The sequence below is a fragment of the Cohnella sp. WQ 127256 genome (genome assembly GCF_024519285.1).
Taxonomy (GTDB): Bacteria; Bacillota; Bacilli; order Paenibacillales; family Paenibacillaceae; genus Cohnella.
Window position 1 is genome coordinate 271544 of record NZ_JAMZCY010000007.1, and the last position, 23502, is coordinate 295045.

Sequence of the window (23502 nt, forward strand, 5' to 3'; positions counted from 1 at the left end):
CTTAAATTTATTTACGGCTCACTTTCTTCCCATCATACGCAATAAGCAAACTTTTACACTCCACAATTGTCTCGAGATAAACAGATTTCCCTCTCAACTAATAAATATAAGGGAGCGTACGCTCACATACTTCAAATCAAGTTCAGCGGATTCGAACTGGTGCAGCAAGTAAAGCTCTCCATTGCGCAATTAATCCCCATATCCCCATCTTTTACAATTAGAAAAGGGACGCTGCCATTCACTCGCGAATAAGCGAGCTGATCACGTATGTTCTCCCATGATTTATCCGTTGATAATGAACGAGTAAAAATTAGCAACGATCCGTTTGATCATGGTACAATTAGTAAAAGTTCAAACGCAAGATCAGAAAGGAGGTCGAACATTGTGTCAAATCCAGATGAGAAGAAAATCCATACCTATCAAGATTGGCTGACCTGGGACGGAACGTGGGAGTTAATAAACGGCAAAGCCTATAATATGTCGCCGGCTCCAACCTCATTGCATCAGTTTATTGTTGGTGAGCTTCATTTCGCTCTAAGGACATTCTTTCAGAATCGGAGTTGCTATGTGTTCGTTGCTCCATTTGATGTGTTCTTCAGCGAGAGTGAAGATTATCAGTCACCTGATCAAGTCACGCAACCGGATATTTCGGTTGTTTGCTCTAAGGACCAAATATCCAAGAACGGTTGTCACGGTGCGCCGACTATAATCATTGAAGTTCTGTCACCTTCCACTGCATTGAAGGACTTTAATGAAAAGTTCAACTTATATCAAAAGCATGGGGTGCAAGAATATTGGATTGTCGATCCTGGGAATCGAACGGTTCATGTATATGCGATACAGGACGGAAGCTACCAGGTGCGTCATTTATATACGGAGCAGGAAACAATCCGATCCATTGTCTTTAAAGATTTACAAGTGCCTATGAACAGACTGTTCAGTCTATAATAACAAATACAATTCGCCGGCGAGATATACTCTCGACCGGTTATTTTTTGTCCCCAGAAATCTAAGCACCTTAGCTGACCGAAGCCCAGCCTTCGTTCATGATCTTCGTCTCAATCTGAGGCCAGAAGTAGAGCATTTCCTCGCGTAGAATGCTCATGATATCTCGTTGCCAATCCTCTAATGAGGAGGAGAACTCTTGGATAAACCAGACGACGTCCTTTTCTGGATTGATCGGAAATTTAGGTGCTTCGACGGATTCTTCGTCTTGTTTGTTTGTGCTGCCACTTGCATTCTCAAAGCTTTCGAGTCCCCACAGATCTTCATAAGGGGAGGCATAGGGATTAGCGTTGCGGTCTTTGGATTTATCATTGCGTTGCCGCAGCTCCATATAATGCTTTTTGTCCAGACCGTATGGCTTGTGCAGAGAGGGATCAATATGCTCCTGAATAGCCATGACTGCATCAAGGAAACGTTCGACTTGTGCAGTTCCATACTCCAGCTCATATTGACTTATCCGATCGGCAGCAGCAGACATACTTTCGACCATATTGCGATTAGAGATGGAGAAGCGAGCGTTGTTCTTGAAGAAGTCACAGTGGGCGAGAACGTGAGCGACGATTAGCTTATTCTGAACCAAGGAGTTGCCATCGAGAAGGAAGGCATAGCAAGGGTTAGAGTTGATGACGAGCTCGTAAATTTTACTCAGGCCTAGATCGTATTGCATCTTCATTTTATTGAAGGTTTTTCCGAAGCTCCAATGGCTGAAGCGGGTAGGCATTCCATAAGCACCGAACGTATAGATGATATCCGCTGGACAGATCTCATAGCGCATAGGATAGAAGTCCAGCTCGAACCCTTCGGCAATCGCAGTTATCTCCTCTATGGAGTTTTCAAGCTCTTGTTGCATCTCGTCATTCATGTTAAGCCTAGCCCCCTGACTTAAACAAAGATTTCACCACATTATGTATATGTGGGAACTGCCGGATGTGTGTACAATAATGATTAAATTGGTGAAGCCCAGTCTTCGATTATGACTCTTGGATTCAAGGTACCATTAAAACTTGGTACTGCCTAAAAATGGATATTCCTCTTATGATGGGTTAAAGGCGCCCGATAGAGGGGCCTAAAGGGGGAATTCAAATGAAAAGGAAGCTGAGTTGGATATTGATCATCGTAAGCGGAATGATTGTTTCCGGGTGTAGTTCTTCTAGCAATGATAGAAACAATGACTCTGCACCTTTATCAGCGATGAGTGAAGCGCAAGATGCTCCGATTAAAGCCATGGATGATGATATGTTCTTCCAGGATTATGGAAAGAATTCCTTCGTGAATACCGAGGATGATCGAGTATCAACCTTTGCTGTTGATGTGGATACAGGAGCTTACACGATTGCAAGAGCCTATATTGAAGACGGAGCTCTTCCTCCTCACGAAGCGGTACGCACAGAGGAATTCATTAATTATTTCGACCTTGATTATGAACCGCCAACGGATGATACATTCTCCATTCAAGTAGACGCTGGTCCTTCCCCTTTCGCTAAAGACAACCATCAACTCGTCCGAATTGGGATTAAAGGAAAAGAAATAGACTCGGAGGAACGTAAACCGGCAAATTTAACGTTTGTTATCGATGTATCCGGATCGATGGATCGGGATAACCGAATTGATCTGGTTAAGGAAAGCTTAGAGCTACTCGTCGAACAGTTAAAAGAGGATGATAAAATTGGCATCGTGGTATATGGTTCCACCGCACATAAAGTTTTGGATCCTACATTGGTCAACAAACGGGGAGTTATTCTAGATGCGATCAAAGAAATCAAAATCGAGAATGCCACGAATGTAGAAGAAGGCTTGCTACTAGGCTATCAAATGGCAAATGAAACGTTTGAAGAGAACAAAATAAATCGGGTCATTTTATGCTCAGATGGTGTTGCTAATGTTGGTGAAACTGGTGTTGAAGGCATCTTGGCACAAATTGAGCGATATTCCGAGCAGAATATTTATCTAAGTACATTCGGTTATGGAATGGGCAATTATAATGACGTTCTCATGGAACAATTGGCTGACAAAGGGAATGGAGCATACGCTTATATTGAGGATAGGAAAGAAGCTAAAAGGGTATTTCAAGAAAAATTAACAGGAACATTGCTGACCATTGCGAAAGATGCCAAAATCCAGGTGGAATTTGACCCCGAGAAAGTTGATAGTTATCGTTTAATTGGTTATGAAAATCGTGCGATTTCTGATCAGGATTTCCGTAACAATCGGGTTGACGGAGGGGAAGTCGGGGCCGGACATTCTGTCACGGCGCTCTACCAAGTACGATTGACGAATAAAGCTGCGGGCGATTTCGGGGAAATCACGATCCGTTATAAGAATGACGACACTGCGGAAATTCGTGAATTAACACAAGAGATTCACCTCACGGATGAGTTATCGAAGAATACAAAGTTTCTCTTTGCAGTAGCTAAGTTTGCTGAGGCTTTACGTGACGAAGAAGGAGTGAGTGTAGCCGATCTGAAGAAAGTACGTCAATTGGCAAAACAAAACGCTCAGACCAAGGAGCAGAAGGCGTTCATAGATTTAGTGGAACGAGCGATCGAACTGAGCAACTAGGACAATAAGGATGAAATCCTGATCTTGTCTCGAACTCTCCAGCATCCGAATGTTCGGCTGTTGGAGGGTTTTTTGATCGGATTCGGCGCTTGATTGAATAAGAGAATGGATCGGTTTTATTTTTTGATCTATAATATACCCATATAGGTATGAATAATTGATCGAGGAGGCGTTGCTGAGATGGCATACGAATACAACGATGAAGTCAAGAAAAGACTGAGACGGTTAGAGGGACAAGTACGTGGTGTTCTTCGATTAATGGAGGAAAGAAAAAATTGTAAGGATGTCATTACTCAATTGTCTGCTGTACGCAGTGCGGCTGATAAGGCAATCGCTACAATCGTGGCCGAAAATTTAGAGCAGTGCATTCTAGAAGAGCAGGCTGCTGGCGGAGATACGAAGAGATTGGTGAAGGAAGCGATGGAGCTGTTGGTGAAAAGTCGCTAAACAAATTGGATAAAAGCAAATAGGCAAAGATCAAGACCTCGCACACTGGACAATGTGCGAGGTCTTTCATCACACTTCATATCCATAATTTATAAGTGAAAGGTTGCACTCGTCGGATGTGCATGATACAACATAGAATACGAAGGATTTGTATGGGGAGTGGAGAAGTAGGATGAACGAACCAAATTTACCTCGCGATGAGGAAGAGAAGCGGTTGCTCGTCGTGCTTGAGCAAGTAAGCAGACGGATGCGCAAGGAGCTGTCGCTGCTCGGAGATCGCCGAGATGACGTCGTCGGAATCCGTCAGGAATTCTGGGACGATGTGAGGATGAACTTCTCCGATTCGACGGAGGTCGGTGAGACATGGAGCAGTATCGTGCAGCAGGCTGAATTGCTCGCGGAGCGGGAACGTAGCCATAGGGTTGCGTCAGAAGCAGTAGAGCGGCTTACGAAACAGTTCGATTCGCCTTATTTTGCTAGGATTGATTTTGCGGAAAAAGGCTGCGAAACAGAAGTAATCTATATCGGCCGTGCCTCACTTGTCGGTGAAGATGGAGACACGTTCTTCGTATACGATTGGCGTGCACCAGTGTCGAGTCTGTTCTATGATCATGAGCCAGGTCCTGCATCCTATCGTATCCCGGATGGGGAGATGGAAGGAGAACTCATGCTCAAGCGCCAATTCGTCATTCGTGGAGGACAAATGAAGCATTTGTTCGATACGTCTGAGACGGTTGGTGATGAGATTCTGCAAGCCGTGTTGTCTGAAGGCTCAGACACTTCGATGAAGAGCATTGTGGCGACGATTCAGAAGGAACAAAACTGGATTATCCGGGATGAAAAGCATAAGCTGCTCGTCGTTCAGGGTGCAGCGGGAAGCGGGAAAACGTCAGCTGCATTGCAGCGAATCGCTTATTTGCTCTACCGATTTAGGGAGACGCTTAGTCCGGATCAGATTATTCTGTTTTCTCCGAATCCAGTGTTTAAAGGATATATTTCGCGCGTTTTGCCGGACTTAGGTGAGGCGAATATGCGGCAGATGACGTTCAGAGAACTGATCGAGGCTCGATTGGGTCGCAGATTCGAGGTGGAGGATTTATTCTCGCAGACAGAAGCATTAGCGGCTGAGGATGGATCGACCGAAGGAGAAGCGAGAGAGCAAGCAATCCGGTATAAAGGCTCGGAGCATTTCTTCATTACAGTAGAGAACTACTTGAAACGGCTAGAGAAAGAGGGGATCCGCTTTCGTCCATTGCGGTTCCGCAATATGACCATCGTATCTGAGGAGGAAATGTCGAAGCAATTTTACGGCATCCGGGCGTCGGAAGGCTTTGGTATTCGGGCTGCAGGAGTTCGTCGTTGGTTACTTGAACGGGTAAAATTGTGGGTAGACTCTCAGATGGATGAAGCTTGGCTGGAAGAAGCGGCAGAGCTTGTAGATAGCGAAGAAATCCAGCGTGCTTACGTAGATGTAAGGCGGCGCGGCGGTTTCCATGATGAAGCTTTCGATGATGAAGATCAGATGAGTGCGAGATTGCGACGTAGAGTGGCAGAAGCTGCGATAGATCCCCTTGTAAAGGCGATACGGAGCTATCGCTTTCTGGATGAAGTTGCGACTTACCGTCAATTGTTCGAAAGTAGATCGTTGTTCACCTTATGTTCTCCAGACAGCAAGCTACCCCAAGGCTGCGAGTGGATGCTTCAGCGCGTAGAAGATACGATTGGGCGTAAATTAATCGATCATGAGGATGCGACTCCACTCATGTATCTCTCGGAAGCTTTGGAAGGATTCCGCAGGGTGGAAGGCGATATTCTTCATGTGTTCGTGGACGAAGCGCAGGATTATTCCCCGTTCCAAGCGGCCTATTTGCGTCGGCGTTATCCAAGAGCACGGATGACCGTTCTCGGAGATTTCAACCAAGCGATCTACCTGCAATCGCAGGAGAGTGGTGGTTTCGGCGGTTGGACTCGGCTCATGGCACCGGAGGTAACATCTGTTCTAAGGCTGACAACAAGTTATCGCTCGACGGAGCAGATCGTGGAATATACGAAAGGCATACTGGCAGCGGAAGATGCCGTAGATATTATTCCTTTTCAGCGTAAAGGTGAGGTGCCGAAGGTCATCGCTTGTAAGGATGGCGGACAACTAAGCGACTTGCTTGCAGCAGATATTAATTCATTGCTAGCTCAGGGCTACGGTACGATAGGTGTAATTACGAAGACAGCGCATGAGACAGGGAATGCATCAGCACTGCTCAAGGAACAGCTACCCGATGAAGTGCCAGTTACGCTTGTGACGGGAGGCTCTGCAGAGCTACCGAAAGGGGTTTCGGTGCTACCTTCCTACTTGGCCAAAGGGATCGAGTTCGATGCTGTTCTCGTATGGGACGCTTCTAGCGCGCGTTATGGCAAGGAAAAGGATCGAAAGCTATTGTATACAGTTTGTACGCGCGCGCTGCATATTTTACACATTTATCATACAGGTCAAGCTTCTCCTTGGCTTCCTGATCAAGGAGAGTTGAAATCATGAATGCTGCGGCGATTGAGGCTTTAAAGACCTATTATGGTTATGATGAGTTTCGTTCGGGACAAAGTAAGTTGATCGAAGCGATTCTCGCAGGTAAAGATGTGTTAGGAATTATGCCGACTGGGGCTGGGAAATCGATTTGTTATCAAATCCCAGCGATCCTGCTCCCTGGGGTTACTTTGGTTATTTCACCGCTTATCTCCTTAATGAAGGATCAGGTGGATTCGCTAAATGCTGCGGGTATCGAGGCGACTTTCATCAATAGCTCGTTATCTGTGAAAGAGACGAATGAACGCATGAGAGATGTGGCGGCCGGACACTACAAGCTATTATATATTGCGCCAGAGCGACTAGAATCCGAGTATTTCCGTGAACTCGTACGTCAGCTTGAAGTACCGCTCATTGCGGTAGATGAAGCTCACTGTGTATCACAATGGGGCCATGATTTCCGTCCGAGTTATATGACCATTACTCGGCTGCTTCGAGATATTGATACTCGACCGGTGATGGCAGCATTCACGGCAACGGCTACGGATGTCGTCAAGGACGATATCGTGGATCGGCTTAAGCTACGGGAGCCTGTACGGGTTACAACGGGCTATGCGCGCGACAATCTTGCATTAACAGTCGTTCGTAACGCGGACAAACGTGATTATGTCGCAAGATTCGTTAAGGAGCATCGCGATCAGGCAGGTATCATTTATGCTTCAACCCGTCGCGAGGTGGAGAGTGTATTTTCATTCGTACATGGGATGGGTATTCCAGTTGGAAAGTATCATGCGGGTCTGAGTGAAGAGGAGCGAGCGCACACTCAGGATGCTTTTCAGAAGGATGATGTGCAAATTATTGTGGCAACGAACGCTTTCGGCATGGGGATCGATAAATCCAACGTTCGTTATGTCATTCACAACAATATGCCTAAAAATTTGGAAGCTTATTATCAGGAAGCAGGTCGTGCTGGACGGGATGGTGATCCGGGAGAGTGCGTGCTACTATTCTCACCTCAGGACGTGGTAACGCAAAAGTTTTTCATCGATCAAAGTGAGGCTGGCGATGAGCGGAAGAAAAACGATTACCGACTACTTAATGAGATGGTTCAGTATTCGCATACCGGAGATTGTCTTCAGCAGACCATCGTTCGTTATTTCGGAGAAGAGAACAGTAAAGCTTGCGGGACTTGTGCGAACTGTACGGATTCTCGGGAGCAGCAGGACGTGACCGAAGAAGCGAGGTTGATCTTTGCCTGCGTGTCCGAGATGCGACAACGGTTTGGCGTAACGATGACAGCGAAGGTGCTTAGAGGTGCAAATGATGCGAAGGTGCGGCAATTTAACTTTGATCGACTAAGAACTTATGGTCTGTTGAAGCAAATGCCGGAGAAGCAGCTCACACAGCTGATTCATGCACTCGTTGCGGACGGATATTTACAAATGTCAGATTCGGCTTATCCGACCATCCAACTGACTGAGCAGGTTCTCGATGTGATGAAGGGTGCATCACGCGTCTTCCGCAGGGTAGAACCAGAGGCTCCACCAGTAACTCGAAGCAGTAAATCATCCTCCTCGCGTTCCGGTGGTTCTTCGTCGACAGGTACTATTACTAATGTTGAGCTGTTCAACGCTTTACGTCAGTTACGTAAGCAGATTGCAGATGCTGCTAACCTGCCGCCTTTTGTAATTTTCCACGACTCGACACTTCGGGAAATGTGCCAAGCGATGCCAACGACAGAGAGAGCGATGCGCTCGGTCAAAGGGATCGGAGACGCGAAATACGAGAAGTATGGACAAGCTTTCTTGGAACTTATCCAACAATATAGATAACAAGAGGTTGGGGGCTGCTCCGATGCCATAGCTATGGCGTCCGAGCAGCCCCTTTAACTTTGTCACAGACCAATCCGCCCCCACTCTAAGCCGAAAAAACCGACTGTGATTGGGGGTTGGACTGGCGCACTCATTGCAAAATGGGTCACTTCAATGTGCTCTATCTATCTCTTAAGCATATTTAATCTCAATAGGTACAATACTCGCATGCTGAGGATACCACTTAGGTATTCCGAATTTTTTCATGTAACCAAGCACGTTCAAGTCAGGTTCCATGCTTTGTTCCTCGTTCATCTTCTCAAGCAGCTTCCAGCAGCCATATACATCGTTCAGTGCACGATGCGCTCCGTCCAGAACGATGCCGTAACGGTCGCACATTTCTTTCAGGTTATGCGGATATGTATGACGGGCACGCGAAATCGTTAACGTATCGAGGAACGAATTATTAAAAGAACGGTTAGCCAACCGCAGCAAAGTATGATGTAGGAAGCTCAAGTCAAACATGGCGTTATGAGCGACGATGACGCTATCTCCAATCAGTCGGTTGAGGATGCGGAAAGCTGTTTCTTCATCCATCCCATTTACCAAGTCCGTAGAGGTGATTCCGGTGATTTCCGTAATTTTAGGAGGGAGAACTCCATCAAAACGGATTAAGGTATTGAATTGACTGACGATTTCGCCTCCGAAGCAACGAATGGCCGCCATCTCAATGACGCGATCACGCGCTGGATCCAAGCCGCTAGTCTCGAAGTCTAGTACCGTTATGTTATCTAGTTTCATTAACTAGGCCCCCTCTATTATTTTTACATTCCGATTACATAAAGCTGTTAATTGTGAAAACACAGGTCCTATACAATGATTAAAAACGATCACAATGAGGAGTGTAAAGCTTGAAAAATTATAGCAGAAAAGGGTTATCTATTCTACTATCCGCCACAATTGCAATGGGTACTTTGTACAATGGTAGCTCAGTCTTGGCGGCTCCATCGTTAGTACAACCGGGTACACCTTACGATTCTAACGGGATTTATGATAAGTCAGTTCCTCACGTTGTTATTAATCAGGTGTACGGAGCGGGATTAAAAACCGATAATGCTGTCGGAGTTTCCCACGGATTCATAGAATTGTATAACCCAACGGATAGTGATGTCAGCCTAGACGGGTGGTCGATTCAATATGCCGATAGGGGCGATAATTCAATAACTGGTCCGACGAAAGCTTGGGAGAAGCTTGATATTATCGGAAGTCAGTACGTCATACGTGCTCATTCCTCTTTTCTCATAACGGCTAAGGAAACGAAAGCAAATAGTCCTGCTCTTAATATGACATCACCGGATTTGACTTGGGATCGTTGGATCAACAATAAAGGAATGAAGGTTGCCCTCATGAGCAATCAAAACCTGCTTCCAACACCGATCGCAGACAATCCATTCCTCACGAAGCCCGATGGCTTTGTAGATATGCTGGGAACAGGCAGTAATGATCCAGGCAGCACGATCGACGAGTTTGAAACAGATTACCCTACAGGCGACACGGGGGGGACGTCCAAGAAAAATGCGCTTCGTCGTGTAAATTTCAAAGATTCGGATGTCAATAAGGCTGATTTTAAGCAAACCAATTACGATAATCTGATCATTAAAATCACGGATACACCCGAGGTAATAGCGGCAAAATTGGCTGGACTAGCTGAGATTAAACCTCACAGCGGAATAGAGGGAGCATGGTACGCCCCATTGGGTATCGCGAATACGACGTTGCCTGGAGCTACAATTGGCACTCCCTACTCTCACTCGATATCCGATGCTGTATACGGAGGACATTCCCCTTATGCAATTAACGTGACGGGTTTACCAGTAGGGTTGAATTATAACGATGGAAAAATCGAAGGTACACCCGCGGCAGGTAGCGCGGGTATAGCAACAGTTGGGGTTCAGGTAACCGACAGCTCTTCTAAGGTTGCAAGTCAGCTCTTCACTTTAAATGTAGGACAAGCGAATGATAATCTAGCCATAACGACAACGACTTTACCGAATGCGACGATCGGTCAAATTTACTCCGCCAGCATCCTCACTACGGGTGGAACAGCACCGTTAACTTATTCGGCAACCGGATTGCCTTCCGGACTAGTAATGAACGAGTCGACAGGTGAAATATCGGGCACTCCAAGCCCAGGCAGGGCAGCGACAATTCAGGTAAATGTAATCGTTACAGATGGCTCCGCGTTTGTTAGGAACGTGAAGCTGCCGCTTACGATAATGCCAGAGGATATTCATTACACGGATATTCTTAATGTCACCAAAATCGGCTCCTATTCGGTAGGTTCAACGAATGCGGATGGCGGAGTAGCGGAGATTGTGAAATATAACAAGGACAACGGTAAGTTCTATCTGGTTAACGGCTCTACCAATCCGCCGACACTGGATATCGTGAGCTTGACTCAGAGCTCAACGTTGACCAAGGATACAAGTCTAAACGTAAAGGAATTGTCCGAGAGGGGCGGCGACTTTGCTTATGGGGACCTGACTAGTGTTGATATTAATACAACGACGAAGAAGATTGCCGTGTCGGTGCAAGAAGCCGATTACTCTAAGGCCGGCAAGATTCTCATCTTGGATTACGAGGGGAATCTACTCAAAACCTACCCCGCTGGCGTGCAGCCAGATATGATCAAATCTACTCCTGATGGCCGTTATATTTTAACCGCTGATGAGGGAGAGCCGCGGATGGGCTCAGGTCCAGGCTTAGTCGATCCAGAGGGCTCAATTACGATTGTGGACACGACGGAAGGTTCCATTACCCATGTGAAGTTTGATCAGCCAGATGTCATTGCTGATGATGTACATGTGCGCGGACCTGCTGGACTCGATGGACAAATCACAACAAAGGGTACAAAGGCGGATGCAGTGCGAGATTTTGAACCCGAATATATCGCGTTATCCGCAGATTATAAGAAGGCCTATGTCTCCTTGCAGGAGAACAATGCGATTGCAACGATAGATATTGCGAACAAGAGTGTTATCTCCGTCAAATCCCTAGGCTTTAAGGACTTCAACGATGCTAGGAACGTCCTTGATCTCGTAAAGGATGGCGCAATCAAGCTAGAGAACGTTCCATTCAAAGGCTTATATATGCCAGATGGGATTGCAACGCACAGCATTGGCGGCAAAACCTACTTGTTTACGGCTAATGAGGGCGATGCAACAGAGTGGCCTGTAACAGAGCCCTTTACAAGAGTGAGCTCAAGTAAGGTTGAGAAGCTTAAGGGTAAGCTAGATCCGAATTCGGAAGCAGCTCTATTCTTGAAGGACAAAGGCAAGATGTTCGATAAAGTCGAAGTGCTTAGCGATATGGGGACGGACAGCATCTATATGTATGGCGGACGGTCGTTCTCGATATGGGAAGCAGATTCCTTAAACCAAGTGTATGATAGCGGTAGCGATTTTGAGAGAATTACGGCAAGCCGACATGCCCAATATTTTAATGCAGGGCACAATAATTTAGATCTCGATAGCCGCAGCGCGAAAAAAGGACCGGAGCCAGAGGATATCAAAACCGGCAAAGTCGGTAATAAAGTATTCGCCTTCGTTGGCTTGGAACGTATCGGTGGGATTATGACCTACGATGTCACGGATCCCGCCAACGCGACTTTTGCGAATTATATTAACACGCGTGTGTTCGATAGCACTAACGTTCTAGGTACAGACACAGGACCTGAAGGAATTGAATTTATCCCGGCTGCGGATAGCCCAACAGGATTGCCACTCTTACTAGTCGCTTACGAAGTCGGGGGTACGGTAGCGGTGCTACAGTTGAATGTGACTAAGGTTGAGATCGATAAGAAGACGATCTCTGCTAAGGTGGGAGATACGGCAACCAAGCTTACGCCAACCGTTACACCTATGGGGGGAAGTGCGGCTACGGTAACGTGGTCATCCTCAAATTCTGCGGTGGCTAGTGTGGACGCTCAAGGGAATGTAACTCCAGTTTCCGTGGGAACCGCAACGATTACTGCACTTAGCGCTGACGGTTATGGTGAAGCGCAGGTTACCTTTACCGTAACAGCGAAGAGTACGAATCCTGGAACGAGCAATCCGGGCACAGGTGGAGGAACAGGAACGGGAACGGGAAGTACAAGCCCTGAAACACCTAAACCTCCGGTTAATGACGGTTCGAAAGTGACTACAGAGGTTAAAGCTACGACTAATAATACCGGAACAGCTGAAGCGACATTCACGGCAACTCAAGTAGCCGAAGCTCTTGCAGCATCGAACAAAGCAGCAGTCAACGGGGTAGCGGCAGCATTGGAATTCAAAGCCGTGGTTACAGGAGATGCAAGAGAAGCCATCCTCAATATTCCTGCAGACTCGTTGACATTGATTGCAGGCAGTAGCGTCTCATCTATTACGATTAACGGAAGTATTGGAGCCGTTACCTTTGACAAAAAGGCTTTGAATGCAATCTTAGCTGGTGCACCTAGCGGTGAAGTGTCTATAACCATTAAGAAAACTACCGGAGCTACGGGCTCTAATGCGATAGTGAGCGGCAGACCTGTATTTGAGATCATCGTATCAGCAGGTAGCAAGACGGTTATGAGTTACGGTGGTGGAGCCGTAGGATTGAGCTTACCGTATAAGCCTGCTGCGAACGAGGATAGTAACGCCATTGTAGTCTATTCACTCTCCGATACGGGTAAGTTAGTCTTACTGCCTTATAGTCACTATGATCCAGCAACGGGAACAGTGAGCTTTAGCGGTAACGGCTCATCCAAGTACGTCATTGGCTACAATAAGCAACAGTTCACAGATACTACCTCTAGCTTTGCCGAAGATTATATTACTTATCTAGCAGCTAGAGGTGTCATTGGAGGCATTGGAAATAACAAGTTTGCTCCTGCGAACAAGATTACGCGCGCGGATCTTATAGTCATTCTGGCGAGATTGGCGAATGCAGATCTCAGTATAAATTCAGCTTCTAGTTTTACAGATGTAGACTCTGATCGTTATTATTCGAAATCAATCCAATGGGCAGTCGATAATGGAATTGCCGGTGGAACTGGTCAAGATTTGTTCGATCCGCTAGCATTCGTCACAAGGGAGCAGCTTGTAACCTTAATAGCACGTTATGTAGCCTTTATGAACTTTACGCTACCTCGCAATGTGGATGCTATAACTTTCGTGGATCAAGGAAAAGTACCAGCCTATGCGACCAATGCGCTGAGGGTAGTGCAGCAAGCAGGAATGATAAGTGGTAAAACATCTGCTGGACAAACTCTGTTCGCACCAAAGGATACAGCAACGCGCGCTGAAACAGCGAAAATACTAGCCATCTTAATGCAAATGATGACGAAGTAGATATCCTATTCTTATAACACGAACAGCTATCAACAAAAACCCGTTCCTCCCTATTACAACTAACAGGGAAGGAACGGGTTTTATTGTTGATGGACGTATAGTAAGTTGAATAACCTTAATTATTTCTTAGGCTCAGAAGCCTCTTCATCGTGATCGTTAGCCAACTTTGTAATCTCGAAAAGCTTGAACAGCAGACTGAAGACGATAGCAACAACTGTGGCAAGGCCCATACCCGAAAGAGTGAAGTCTCCGGATGTAATCTTTGCACCACTGAGGCCTGTTACGAGGACGATTGTCGTTAGGAATAGGTTGGTTGGTTTACTGTAATCCACTTTAGATTCTACGAGCATTCTAAAGCCGGATGCAGCGATAACTCCGAACAACAGTAGGGATACACCGCCCATAACCGGAACCGGAATATTGGAAATCAGTGCCGAGAATTTGCCAAGGAACGATAACGCGATAGCAAATACCGCAGCGCCTCCGATGACGAATGTGGAATAGACGCGAGTAATCGCCAATACACCAATATTTTCACCGTATGTCGTATTAGGCGTAGAGCCTACGAAGCCAGACAGCATCGTTGAAATTCCGTTTCCTAGCATTGAGCGGTGAAGTCCTGGATCTTTGGACAAATCTTTGTTAACTATATTCCCGGTGACGACAAGATGGCTAATATGTTCAGCAATAACGACAAGCGATGCTGGAAGGATAATCAGAATAGCGGACCAATCAAAAACCGGCGTTGTGAAGGTTGGAGCGTCAATCCATTTGGATACGGATACAGAATCGAATTTAACAAGTCCCATCGCGTAGGCGACCACATATCCCGTAATAATTCCGAACAAAATAGGAATGATCCGCATAAAGCCGCGGAATAAGACGGATCCGAGGATTGTTACGAGCAGTGTAACGACCGAGAGAATAATCACATCAGAATCTGGAGTCCAGTTTTCAGCACCAGGAGGTGCAATCCAACCAGCCATCCATGCAGCGGTAGGAACAAGCTCTAATCCAATAACAGCAACGATAGCTCCCATTGCAGCGGGCGGGAATACGGCGTTAATCCAACCTGTTCCAGCCAATTGGATGACTAGTGCGAGGAGAGTGAAAACCAGACCAGCGACAATGAAACCACCAAGCGCAGCCGCATAACCATCTCCCGGTACAGTGTGGCTACCGATGATAGCGCCTACAGGTGCGATAAAGGCGAAGCTTGAGCCCAGATATGCTGGAATTTTTCCTTTACAAATCCATAAATACAGTAATGTCCCGATTCCGTTCATTAGCAAGCAAACAGCTGGGTCTACACCAAGCAAATTCGGAACGAGCACTGTTGATCCGAACATGGCGAAGAGATGCTGTAAACTCAGGGTAATGCTTTGACCAAGCGGGGGTCTTTCGTGTACTCCAATTTCTCTTCTCATTAATAGTTCCTCCATATTAATATTCGTCTTCAGATGACATTATCTTTGTTGATTCTACATAGTCCCTCGTTCTTTTGGCAAGTGTTATCTTTAATAGACTTAGCTACTGCTCTTTCGTTCATTTTGGGATATAATAAGATTTAATGCGTTTCAGTCTCGAGGAGGATTTACTTTGAACCAAACGATTACGATTAATAAGAAAGAAATTGCTGTAACCTTCTCCAACTATTTTGATTCCGAGTTGGGGGAATTTTTGTTTAAACAAGTGATGTGTGATGTGTATATGCCAGGGAACGAGGTTGTTCCAATCGATATCGAGAAAGAACAGATCAAGCGTGTTATCGATGGCTTCAAGAAACGTAAAGAGCTGTATGACGAAATTCCTAAAGAGAATATTCGTGGCAAATCGTACTATGTAATCAATACGAGAATGCGTCATGATCTTGATTGGCTTAAAGGGAACAAACCCGCAAAACCGATATCACTAGCTGAGCATGAGAAGATGAAAGCTGACGAAGCTCGCGGGATTAAGCCTGCTCCAGTTGTTGAGCCAGAGGAAGATCTGGAAACCGTGCAGTCTCAGCCAGTGGAGCTGAAAGCTCCTGAATATAAGGACAACAGAAGGAAGTTCTTATTGTCCACAGGCTTCAAGCATAATCTAGTTACGAACAATTGGGAGATCAAGGATATCCGGTTTCCCGATTCTAAAATAGACAAGTCTGAATCCGACGAACAATTCGCAGAGGGAATGAACCGTCTGCTTGAGGCCTCTCACCAGAACCATCTAAAGCGGAGAGCCAAACCTTCGAAAAGCACGGAACCCAAATCCTAGGCAAACGATCTAAGGTCTCCTTCCAGGTGCATTAGAGCAGCGAGATAAGGAGCACGGAAATGCTGCAGCAATTAAAAATAACATGGTTTTCTAACATACGTGCAGATGTGTTGGCTGGAATAACGACCGTTCTAGCATTAATTCCAGACTCGCTTGCCTTCGCTTTCATTGCGGGCGTTAATCCGATGATTAGCATTTACTCGACGATATGTATTCTAGTATTAATTTCGATATTTGGCGGAAGACCGGCAATGGTATCATCCACTGCCGGTTCTATGGCTGTCCTAATGACCGCACTCGTGGCCCAGCATGGCGTCGAGTATTTATTCGCGGCGACCATTCTTACAGGAATTATCCAACTGGCGATGGGACTATTTAAGCTTGGAAGATGGATGAGCTTCGTGCCGCATTCAGTCATTACCGGGTTTATTAATTCCCTAGCCATTCTTCTGTTTATTTCACAGCTGCGATATTTCAAAGGTCAGTCGTGGCTTATGTATGCGATGGTTATCGCTACACTGGCAATCATCTATATTTTGCCCAAATTTACGAAGTTGGTGCCGTCCCCACTTGTCGCAGTTGGTTTTATGACGGTTATCGTCGTGTTTATAAATATGAACCTGAATACGGTGGGCGATTTGGCGACGATCGAGCCCATGATTCCCTTTCTACACATCCCAAGCATTCCATTTACCTTTGAAACTCTTTGGATATTATTACCTACAGCTTTCTCGTTAGCGGTGGTTGGCTATTCGGAGACGCTTCTGACCCAGACGATCATTGATGAGATGACGGAGGAGAAAACAAGCAAGGACAAGGAAATGAAAGGCCAAGGAATCGCCAACACGGTTACGGGCTTCTTCGGTGGGATGGCAGGCTGTGCATTAATTGCGGAATCTGCAATTAATGTTAAGGTCGGCGGACGGGGCAGGCTTTCTACGCTTGTCGCGGGAGTAGCGTTGTTTATTCTCGTTTTCGTGCTTGATGATGTGCTGAACAGCATTCCAATCGCGGCGCTGGTAGGGGTTATGATGATGGTTTGCATCGAGGTGTTCGACTGGAAGTATTTCCGTAACATTCGCACAAAGCCGCTAGCTCACACCGTGATTATGTTGACTACGGTAGCCATTGTCATTGTAACGCATGATTTGGCTATAGGAGTTATCGTGGGTGTGCTTCTAAGCGTACTTGTGTATGCCTATCGATCGGCTACCCAGCTTCAAATTCAGGAAGAGCAGAACGGCGACGAGAAAGTCTATCGCGTGCGCGGGCAATTGTTCTTTGTCTCCAGTGATACCTTGCTTGATCGTATCGACTTTAATGATGACACGAGTAATATATGTCTCGATCTAACAGCGACCCACGTGTGGGATCATTCCGCTGTGAAAACACTGGACAAAATTGTCGACAGACTTCAGAACAAAGGAAAGAATGTCCGTGTGTTACGGCAAGCTGTAGAGTCGCAATCAAAAACGGCATAAGACTTATTGAAAAAATAAGCTTTAAACGACAAAGGCAGTCTTCCCGGATGATAGGGGAGGCTGCCTTTGTTTACGTTATAACCACATTGATCCCGTATAGGCACCTCTTAGCCCATTTGTTAATAAAGTATGGGTAAGAAACAAACGGAGGCTAAGCGTATGCCACTTCACCAATTCAATAACCGGACAGCCATCTTCTTGGCGTCCGTATGCAGTCAAGCCTATACACATTTCAACGATCCTGATGGACAATTCGTTGTCCCTATTCCTTTTGAATATGTTACGGATTTCCATGCAAGGTCGTTGACCGGAAGATCAGAGAAGTTCGGCTTTATTCTGCAATCGGACGATCATATCATCATAGCCTTTCGAGGGACTAGCACGACATCGGATTGGATTTCGGATGCAATGGCAAGCCAGATCAAATTTAAGTTTGCGAGAAATGCTGGAATGACTCATCGTGGATTTTCGAACATTTACGAATCTGCGAGGGAGCCGATATTGGAGGCACTAGATGGACTAGATCCGAACAAAGACTTATATATTACGGGGCATAGTCTTGGCGGTGCCTTGACAAGTTTGTGCGGACTAGATGTAGCCGTTAATTCTTCTTTCTCTTACCCGATTGCTTATACCTTCGGCTCGCCGCGAGTGGGTGATCCCACATTCGCCAAAGCTTATGATAGCCAGGTATGTCGCAGCTTTCGTGTTCAGAATCCATTAGATGCTGTGACACATTTACCACCACAGACCTTCACTTTGCCGAAGAGAGACAAAACATTTTACTATATGCATGTCCGTGAGAATATTCCTCTCCCCTTCCATAACAGCTCTGTGTCAGCTAATCATATTATTAGTGGTTATTTCTCGGAACTAGCCAAAAGAGATCCTCTATTTACTGAGCTGCTTCAAGCTTACAATCCAGGTTTCTGCCCTCATCATGAATTAGTTACGGTTAGTTCAAGTGCCACATCGTTTAACGAGGGGTCAGTCTCAGCCAATCTAGTCAGATAATCTGAGACAGACCCCTCGTACGATTTGACAGGGGTCGACCCTGTTTTCATAAATAAATCTCTTTACTTCTTCACTATTCCGAGTTATCCTATTGGATAAATAATGTTAATTTGGTTTTGAACGAGGAGGTGTTTCTTGTTAACATAGAAAACATCGAAGCGTTCGTATATGTGATCCATTGTGGAAGTTTTAATAAAGCCGCAGAAGCGTTATACTTATCACAACCATCGGTTACAGCTCGAATTCAATCTCTTGAACGCGAGCTAGATTGCAAGCTGTTTGACCGACAAGGCAAGCAAGTCCAGATTACTGAAGAGGGCAAACGATTTTTGCCCTATGCACAGCAAATTCTGTTAACGTATCAGAAGGGAAAGCTGTATGTAAACCAGAAGAGGTCGCAGCCTGAAGAATTCAGGATTGGTTGTACCGTCTCTGTGTCCAACTACATTATTCCGGAATTGCTTCCTCGTCTGAAGCATATGTTCCCGAATACCCAATACCGGATATCGACTGGCACAACCGACGATATCGTTAATAAGGTGTTAAATAAGGAAGTTGATATCGGCTTCGTGCGTAATGTGAATCATCCACATCTTCAATCCATTAAATTTTACGAGGATCCGATCTCCTTGTATGCCTATGAGAATCATCCGTTTGTCGGAATGGACAGCTTAACGGTTGAGGAGATAGCAGAGCAGCCACTCGTGTTCTTCGAATGCGGTGCATTGGATTGGCTACGAATTCACAGGGTGTTCGAGAATCTTGCTCAACCGCCTAACATTCAGATCCAAACGGATAATTCGGAAATGGCCAAGAAGCTGGTCCTACGCCAAGCGGGCATTTCATTTCTTCCTGGCTTATGTGTGCAGCAAGAGATCGCAGATGGGAAGCTAGTACCTCTCTATGTTCCCGAAACGGTTGGTATTTCCTTGCAGACGAATGTCATATCGAATCATGGAGAGCATCTTCAATTCTTGAAGGAAATCATTGAAATCGGTAAACAATTAAACTACAAATAGCAGGAGGAACTTCAGATGAGTCATATTGTTATTATTTCAGGTAGTCCAACTCCAGGGTCCCGGTTGAATGGACTTATTGATCGGGTAGAAAGTAAGTGGATTGAGAATGGAGTTAAAGTCAGTCATATTCGAGTTGCAGAGCTGCCAGCTGAAGCGTTGCTTCATGCAAACTTCAAAGATGAGAAAATACTAGCTGCACTTGCACTGGTAGAATCCGCAACCGGTGTCGTTATTGCTAGCCCCGTCTATAAAGCGTCCTTTACAGGCATTTTGAAAGCATTCCTCGATCTGCTTCCACAAACAGGACTCAAAGGTAAGGCCACTCTTCCGTTGTTTATCGGAGGAACGATCGCACATTTATTAAGCTTAGATTATGCTTTGAAGCCAGTCCTCTCCGTTCTGGGTAGCCGGAACATTCTTGGTGGGGTATATGCAATCGATCAGTGGGTTCAGAGACTGGATAATGGCGTGTTTGAGCTGTCTGAGGAATTACAGGAGCGTCTGGATCGGGCCGCAGAAGAACTGAATGAGGAAATTACGTGGATTGGCATTCGCGCGAAAGAGAAAATCGTCGTTTCTTAAATTCTGTTTACAGGTTATAAAATAGGAAGTAAAGGTCGATCTACAGTCTTTAGACTGGATCGATCTTTTTTTATTTTCCGCAGCAAAATCTGATTTCACAGTAAACCTATGTCTATTATAGTTATTATTGATTGACCTATAGAACATATCTATTACCAAATGCATTGACGGTCCGAATCGCCGGTGTTATTGTTAGTCACAACATTAATTCTTAGTTAACAACTAGGAATTATCGGTTTAATAAAAAAGAAAAGTGGAGGGATGAATCAAATGAAAAAAACGACCTTATTGGCAGTTGCCCTAATCTTAGTCTTAACCCTAGCCGCGTGCGGAAACAAGAACAATAATGCAAGCAATTCACCTTCACCAGAAGCTCCTAAAGCAAGCTCTGGTTCAGCTTCCGGTAGTGAGTCAGCGTCTGCAAGCACGGAAGCGCCCGTAACGGTTACGAAAATCGTCGTAGGGACAGGAACACAGTTTCCGAAAGTATGCTTCATCGATGAGAATGGCAAGTTAACCGGGTTTGACGTTGAGCTCGTTAGAGAAATCGATAAGCGTCTTCCTCAATACGAATTTGATATTCAAACGCAAGAGTTTCAAAGCTTACTGTTAAGCCTTGAAACAAAGAAGATCGACTTCGTTGCCCACGAGATGGAGAAAAATCCGGAGCGCACGGAAAAATACTTGTTCAACAATGAACCCTATGCACACTGGAGAAACAAAATCGTAGTCGCTAAGGATAACAACACGGTTCAATCTCTTGATGATCTGAAGGGGAAGAAGGTACTTGTTGGCGCAACGAGTGCGCAAGCTCAAATCCTATTGAATTATAACAAAGAAAACAACGACGCGATCAAGATTGTATACTCAAGCGGAGCTACTAACGATACGGTTCAGCAGATCGTATCCGGAAGGGTAGATGCTACACTAGCGGCAGACTTCGCTCTATCGCTCATTGACCCCGATGGCAAGCTGAAGACGACGGGTAATTCGTTATCCGAAGCGGATATTCTATTCATGTTCCGCAAGGATGATGCAGAAGGACAGAAGCTATCAGATGCGATCGACGGTGCGATCAAAGAGCTTAAAGCAGACGGAACGTTAGGGAAGCTTAGCTCAGAATGGCTTGGCGGAGACTTTACCGCTGAAGAATAGAAATCAAATTCATGGCAGGAGTTGAGATCACATCATGGGCGCACAATTCGATATCACCTATGTATTCGAATATTTCATTAAGCTGCTGCCGTTCATTAAGATCTCGCTTCTCATCGTTGCAGGTTCAATTTTGCTGGGGCTGGGCTTCGGATTTCTCGCTGCTCTTCCTCGTTTATACAAAATTCCGGTGCTTAAGCAGCTGTCACAGATTTACGCCTCCTTTTTCCGGGGAACACCGATTCTAATCCAGCTCTTCTTGCTGTACTACGGGCTTCCCGAAATCTTAAAGTTGGTATCTATCGATATATCAAAGCTTCCGGTGCTTCTATTCGTGATCATCGCTTATGGCTTGCACAGTGGCGCTTATGTATCCGAAGGAATTCGGGCGGCTGTGTCGGCCGTTGATCGAGGGCAAGTGGAGGCAGCGTATGCCATTGGGATGACTGGATTTCAGGCCTTTTCCAGAATCGTATTCCCACAGGCATTGGCGATTTCGATTCCTATTCTAGCAAATCTGGTCATTGCCACATTAAAGGATACTTCTCTAGCTTTCACGCTAGGAGTAATGGAATTAACGGGAAAGTCGCAGACTCTCCCTACGATGTCCAGACATTTTATCGAGACGTATATCGCTCTCGCTGCGGTCTACTTTATGATCAGCTTCATCTTGGAGAAGCTATTCCATCTTGCTGAACTTCGACTTCTTAGGCACGAGACAGGAGTAGTGAAAGCATCAAGAATATCGCTCGTTCGCAAATGGCTTAACCGAGAGTTACCCGCAGAAATCGCATTGAACAAAGGAGGCTCAGGGATATGAAGCTGGATTTTTCATTCCTATGGACTGCCTTTATCAAGCTACTGCCAGCAGTGCCTACGACAATTAATATTACGGTTGTGTCCGTCTTGTGCGGATTCATTATCGGAACGTTCGTCGCACTCTCACGCATCTACAAAGTTCCTGTGCTTAACCAAATTTCCACGGTTTACGTCACGATCATTCGCGGGACGCCGATGCTGACCCATCTGATGATCCTTTACGTGGGATTGCCACTTCTTATCGATGGGCTGGGTAAAGAGTTTGGCTGGTCGTTTCGCTCAGTGTCGATTCCGATGATTGGGTTCGCCTATATTTCGTTTTCCATTACAGCAGGCGCTTATTTCTCCGAGGTTATTCGTTCGGGTATGCAAGCTGTAAATAAAGGGCAATTGGAGGCAGCTCATGCCATCGGGATGACCACTCCACAAGCCTTGCGCCGAATCGTGTTTCCGCAAGCTTTCGCAGCTGCGCTTCCGAACTTATCCAATAGCGTCATTGGGATGCTACACGGTTCAACGCTCGCATTCACGGTATCTGTTGTCGACATTAACGCACAAGCTCAGATCGTAGCTTCGACGAATTGGAAGTTTTTTGAGGCGTATCTTGCAGCTGCGCTCGTGTTCTGGGGACTGACGATACTAATCGAGAGATTAACAGCGCTATTAGAGAAGCGGGTTAACCTCTACAATCGTGGGGGTGTAGCATGATTAAGCTAAGGCAGATTTCCAAATCATTCGGTCGTAACGAGGTGCTAAAAGGGATCGACCTTACCGTCGAGAAGGGCGAGGTTGTCGCAATCCTCGGACCAAGTGGTTCGGGCAAAACTACGCTTCTGAGATGCATTAATTATTTGGAAAAGCCAAATGACGGAGAAATTTCGATAGACGACTTTACCGTTCATTGCCGGAAGCCGGTTAAGAAGGATATTCACATTTTGAGACAGAAAACCGCGATGGTATTTCAGCAATATAATCTATTCCGACATAAGACCGCTCTTGAGAACGTGATGGAGGGGCTTGTAATCGTGAAGAAACTGCCGAAGGATGAAGCTCGGAAGAAAAGTATTGAGCTATTGGAGAAGGTAGGCTTAGGCAATAAGCTTGATTCCTATCCAAGCCAGCTATCAGGTGGACAGCAGCAGCGTGTTGGCATTGCTCGAGCACTTGCGCTTAATCCCGAGGTGATCCTCTTCGATGAGCCAACCTCTGCACTTGATCCTGAGCTGGTAGGGGAAGTTCTTGCAGTTATTCGCAAAATTGCTAAAGAAGGGATCACGATGATTATCGTGACCCACGAAATGAGCTTTGCGCAGGATGTGGCGAACCATGTCGTGTTCATGGACGAGGGAGTTATCGTCGAAGAGGGCAATCCGAGAGAAATATTTCAATCGCCTAAGGAAGAGAGAACAAGGCAATTCTTAGCGAGAATTACTCCAGAAAGTACGTATGTCATTTGATGGATAGGAG

At 45.8% G+C, this 23502-nt stretch carries 17 protein-coding genes and 2 pseudogenes; 15 read left to right on the plus strand and 4 right to left on the minus strand.

Annotated elements, in window-relative coordinates:
• Positions 1-7: 7 nt before the first annotated feature.
• Positions 8-290, minus strand: a pseudogene (locus tag M1K58_RS29845) (stage V sporulation protein R); the annotation flags it as partial.
• Between the two features lie 94 nt (positions 291-384).
• Between M1K58_RS29845 and M1K58_RS21355 the strand changes: the two are divergent.
• Complete coding sequence (locus M1K58_RS21355) at positions 385-948, plus strand: Uma2 family endonuclease (RefSeq protein ID WP_256760905.1); 564 nt, start codon at positions 385-387, stop codon at positions 946-948.
• Positions 949-1027: 79 nt separating this feature from the next.
• Here M1K58_RS21355 and M1K58_RS21360 read toward each other — a convergent pair.
• Positions 1028-1867, minus strand: a pseudogene (locus M1K58_RS21360) (SpoVR family protein); the annotation flags it as partial.
• A 221-nt stretch (positions 1868-2088) separates the two neighbouring features.
• Here M1K58_RS21360 and M1K58_RS21365 point away from each other — a divergent pair.
• From M1K58_RS21365 to recQ, 4 genes are all read left to right on the plus strand, one after another.
• Positions 2089-3564, plus strand: coding sequence for a vWA domain-containing protein (locus tag M1K58_RS21365; RefSeq protein ID WP_256760906.1), 1476 nt, complete (start codon positions 2089-2091; stop codon positions 3562-3564).
• A gap of 180 nt (positions 3565-3744) precedes the next feature.
• Complete coding sequence (locus M1K58_RS21370; RefSeq protein ID WP_256760907.1) at positions 3745-4011, plus strand: metal-sensitive transcriptional regulator; 267 nt, start codon at positions 3745-3747, stop codon at positions 4009-4011.
• 172 nt (positions 4012-4183) lie between these two features.
• Positions 4184-6541 carry an RNA polymerase recycling motor HelD gene (gene helD, locus M1K58_RS21375; protein ID WP_256760908.1) on the plus strand — a complete coding sequence of 786 codons (2358 nt, stop codon included), beginning with the start codon at positions 4184-4186 and terminating at the stop codon, positions 6539-6541.
• The gene (recQ, locus tag M1K58_RS21380) at positions 6538-8358 is read left to right on the plus strand and encodes a DNA helicase RecQ (RefSeq protein WP_256760909.1); all 1821 of its coding nucleotides are present in this window, start codon (positions 6538-6540) and stop codon (positions 8356-8358) included. The genes helD and recQ overlap by 4 nt, the downstream gene beginning before the upstream one ends.
• A 171-nt stretch (positions 8359-8529) precedes the next feature.
• Here recQ and M1K58_RS21385 read toward each other — a convergent pair whose 3' ends face one another.
• Entirely contained in the window at positions 8530-9138 is a 609-nt protein-coding gene (locus M1K58_RS21385) for a 3'-5' exonuclease (RefSeq protein WP_256760910.1), read from the minus strand.
• 110 nt (positions 9139-9248) lie between these two features.
• Here M1K58_RS21385 and M1K58_RS21390 point away from each other — a divergent pair, with 110 nt between their 5' ends.
• The gene (locus tag M1K58_RS21390; protein ID WP_256760911.1) at positions 9249-13709 is read left to right on the plus strand and encodes a choice-of-anchor I family protein; all 4461 of its coding nucleotides are present in this window, start codon (positions 9249-9251) and stop codon (positions 13707-13709) included.
• Between the two features lie 119 nt (positions 13710-13828).
• On the opposite strand, the gene uraA is transcribed toward M1K58_RS21390, so the two are convergent.
• Positions 13829-15136 carry a uracil permease gene (gene uraA, locus M1K58_RS21395; protein WP_256760912.1) on the minus strand — a complete coding sequence of 436 codons (1308 nt, stop codon included), beginning with the start codon at positions 15134-15136 and terminating at the stop codon, positions 13829-13831.
• A 172-nt stretch (positions 15137-15308) separates the two neighbouring features.
• Here uraA and M1K58_RS21400 point away from each other — a divergent pair, with 172 nt between their 5' ends.
• From M1K58_RS21400 to M1K58_RS21440, 9 genes are all read left to right on the plus strand, one after another.
• The gene (locus M1K58_RS21400; protein WP_256760913.1) at positions 15309-15968 is read left to right on the plus strand and encodes a hypothetical protein; all 660 of its coding nucleotides are present in this window, start codon (positions 15309-15311) and stop codon (positions 15966-15968) included.
• A gap of 59 nt (positions 15969-16027) precedes the next feature.
• A complete protein-coding gene (locus M1K58_RS21405; RefSeq protein WP_256760914.1) occupies positions 16028-17449 on the plus strand; it encodes a SulP family inorganic anion transporter in 1422 nt (473 codons plus the stop codon).
• A gap of 159 nt (positions 17450-17608) precedes the next feature.
• Positions 17609-18463, plus strand: a complete 855-nt coding sequence (locus M1K58_RS21410; RefSeq protein WP_256760915.1) for a lipase family protein — start codon at positions 17609-17611, stop codon at positions 18461-18463.
• Positions 18464-18591: 128 nt separating this feature from the next.
• Entirely contained in the window at positions 18592-19482 is an 891-nt protein-coding gene (locus M1K58_RS21415; protein ID WP_256760916.1) for a LysR family transcriptional regulator, read from the plus strand.
• Between the two features lie 15 nt (positions 19483-19497).
• On the plus strand, positions 19498-20064 hold the full coding sequence (gene ssuE / locus M1K58_RS21420; RefSeq protein WP_256760917.1) for an NADPH-dependent FMN reductase: 567 nt from the start codon (positions 19498-19500) through the stop codon (positions 20062-20064).
• A gap of 270 nt (positions 20065-20334) precedes the next feature.
• A complete protein-coding gene (locus M1K58_RS21425) occupies positions 20335-21219 on the plus strand; it encodes a transporter substrate-binding domain-containing protein (RefSeq protein WP_256760918.1) in 885 nt (294 codons plus the stop codon).
• Positions 21220-21253: 34 nt separating this feature from the next.
• Positions 21254-22036: an amino acid ABC transporter permease gene (locus tag M1K58_RS21430; protein WP_256760919.1), complete on the plus strand. Its 783-nt coding sequence runs from the start codon at positions 21254-21256 to the stop codon at positions 22034-22036.
• Complete coding sequence (locus M1K58_RS21435; protein WP_256760920.1) at positions 22033-22743, plus strand: amino acid ABC transporter permease; 711 nt, start codon at positions 22033-22035, stop codon at positions 22741-22743. The genes M1K58_RS21430 and M1K58_RS21435 overlap by 4 nt, the downstream gene beginning before the upstream one ends.
• Entirely contained in the window at positions 22740-23492 is a 753-nt protein-coding gene (locus tag M1K58_RS21440) for an amino acid ABC transporter ATP-binding protein (RefSeq protein ID WP_256760921.1), read from the plus strand. Before M1K58_RS21435 ends, M1K58_RS21440 begins: the two co-directional genes overlap by 4 nt.
• Positions 23493-23502: the final 10 nt, after the last annotated feature.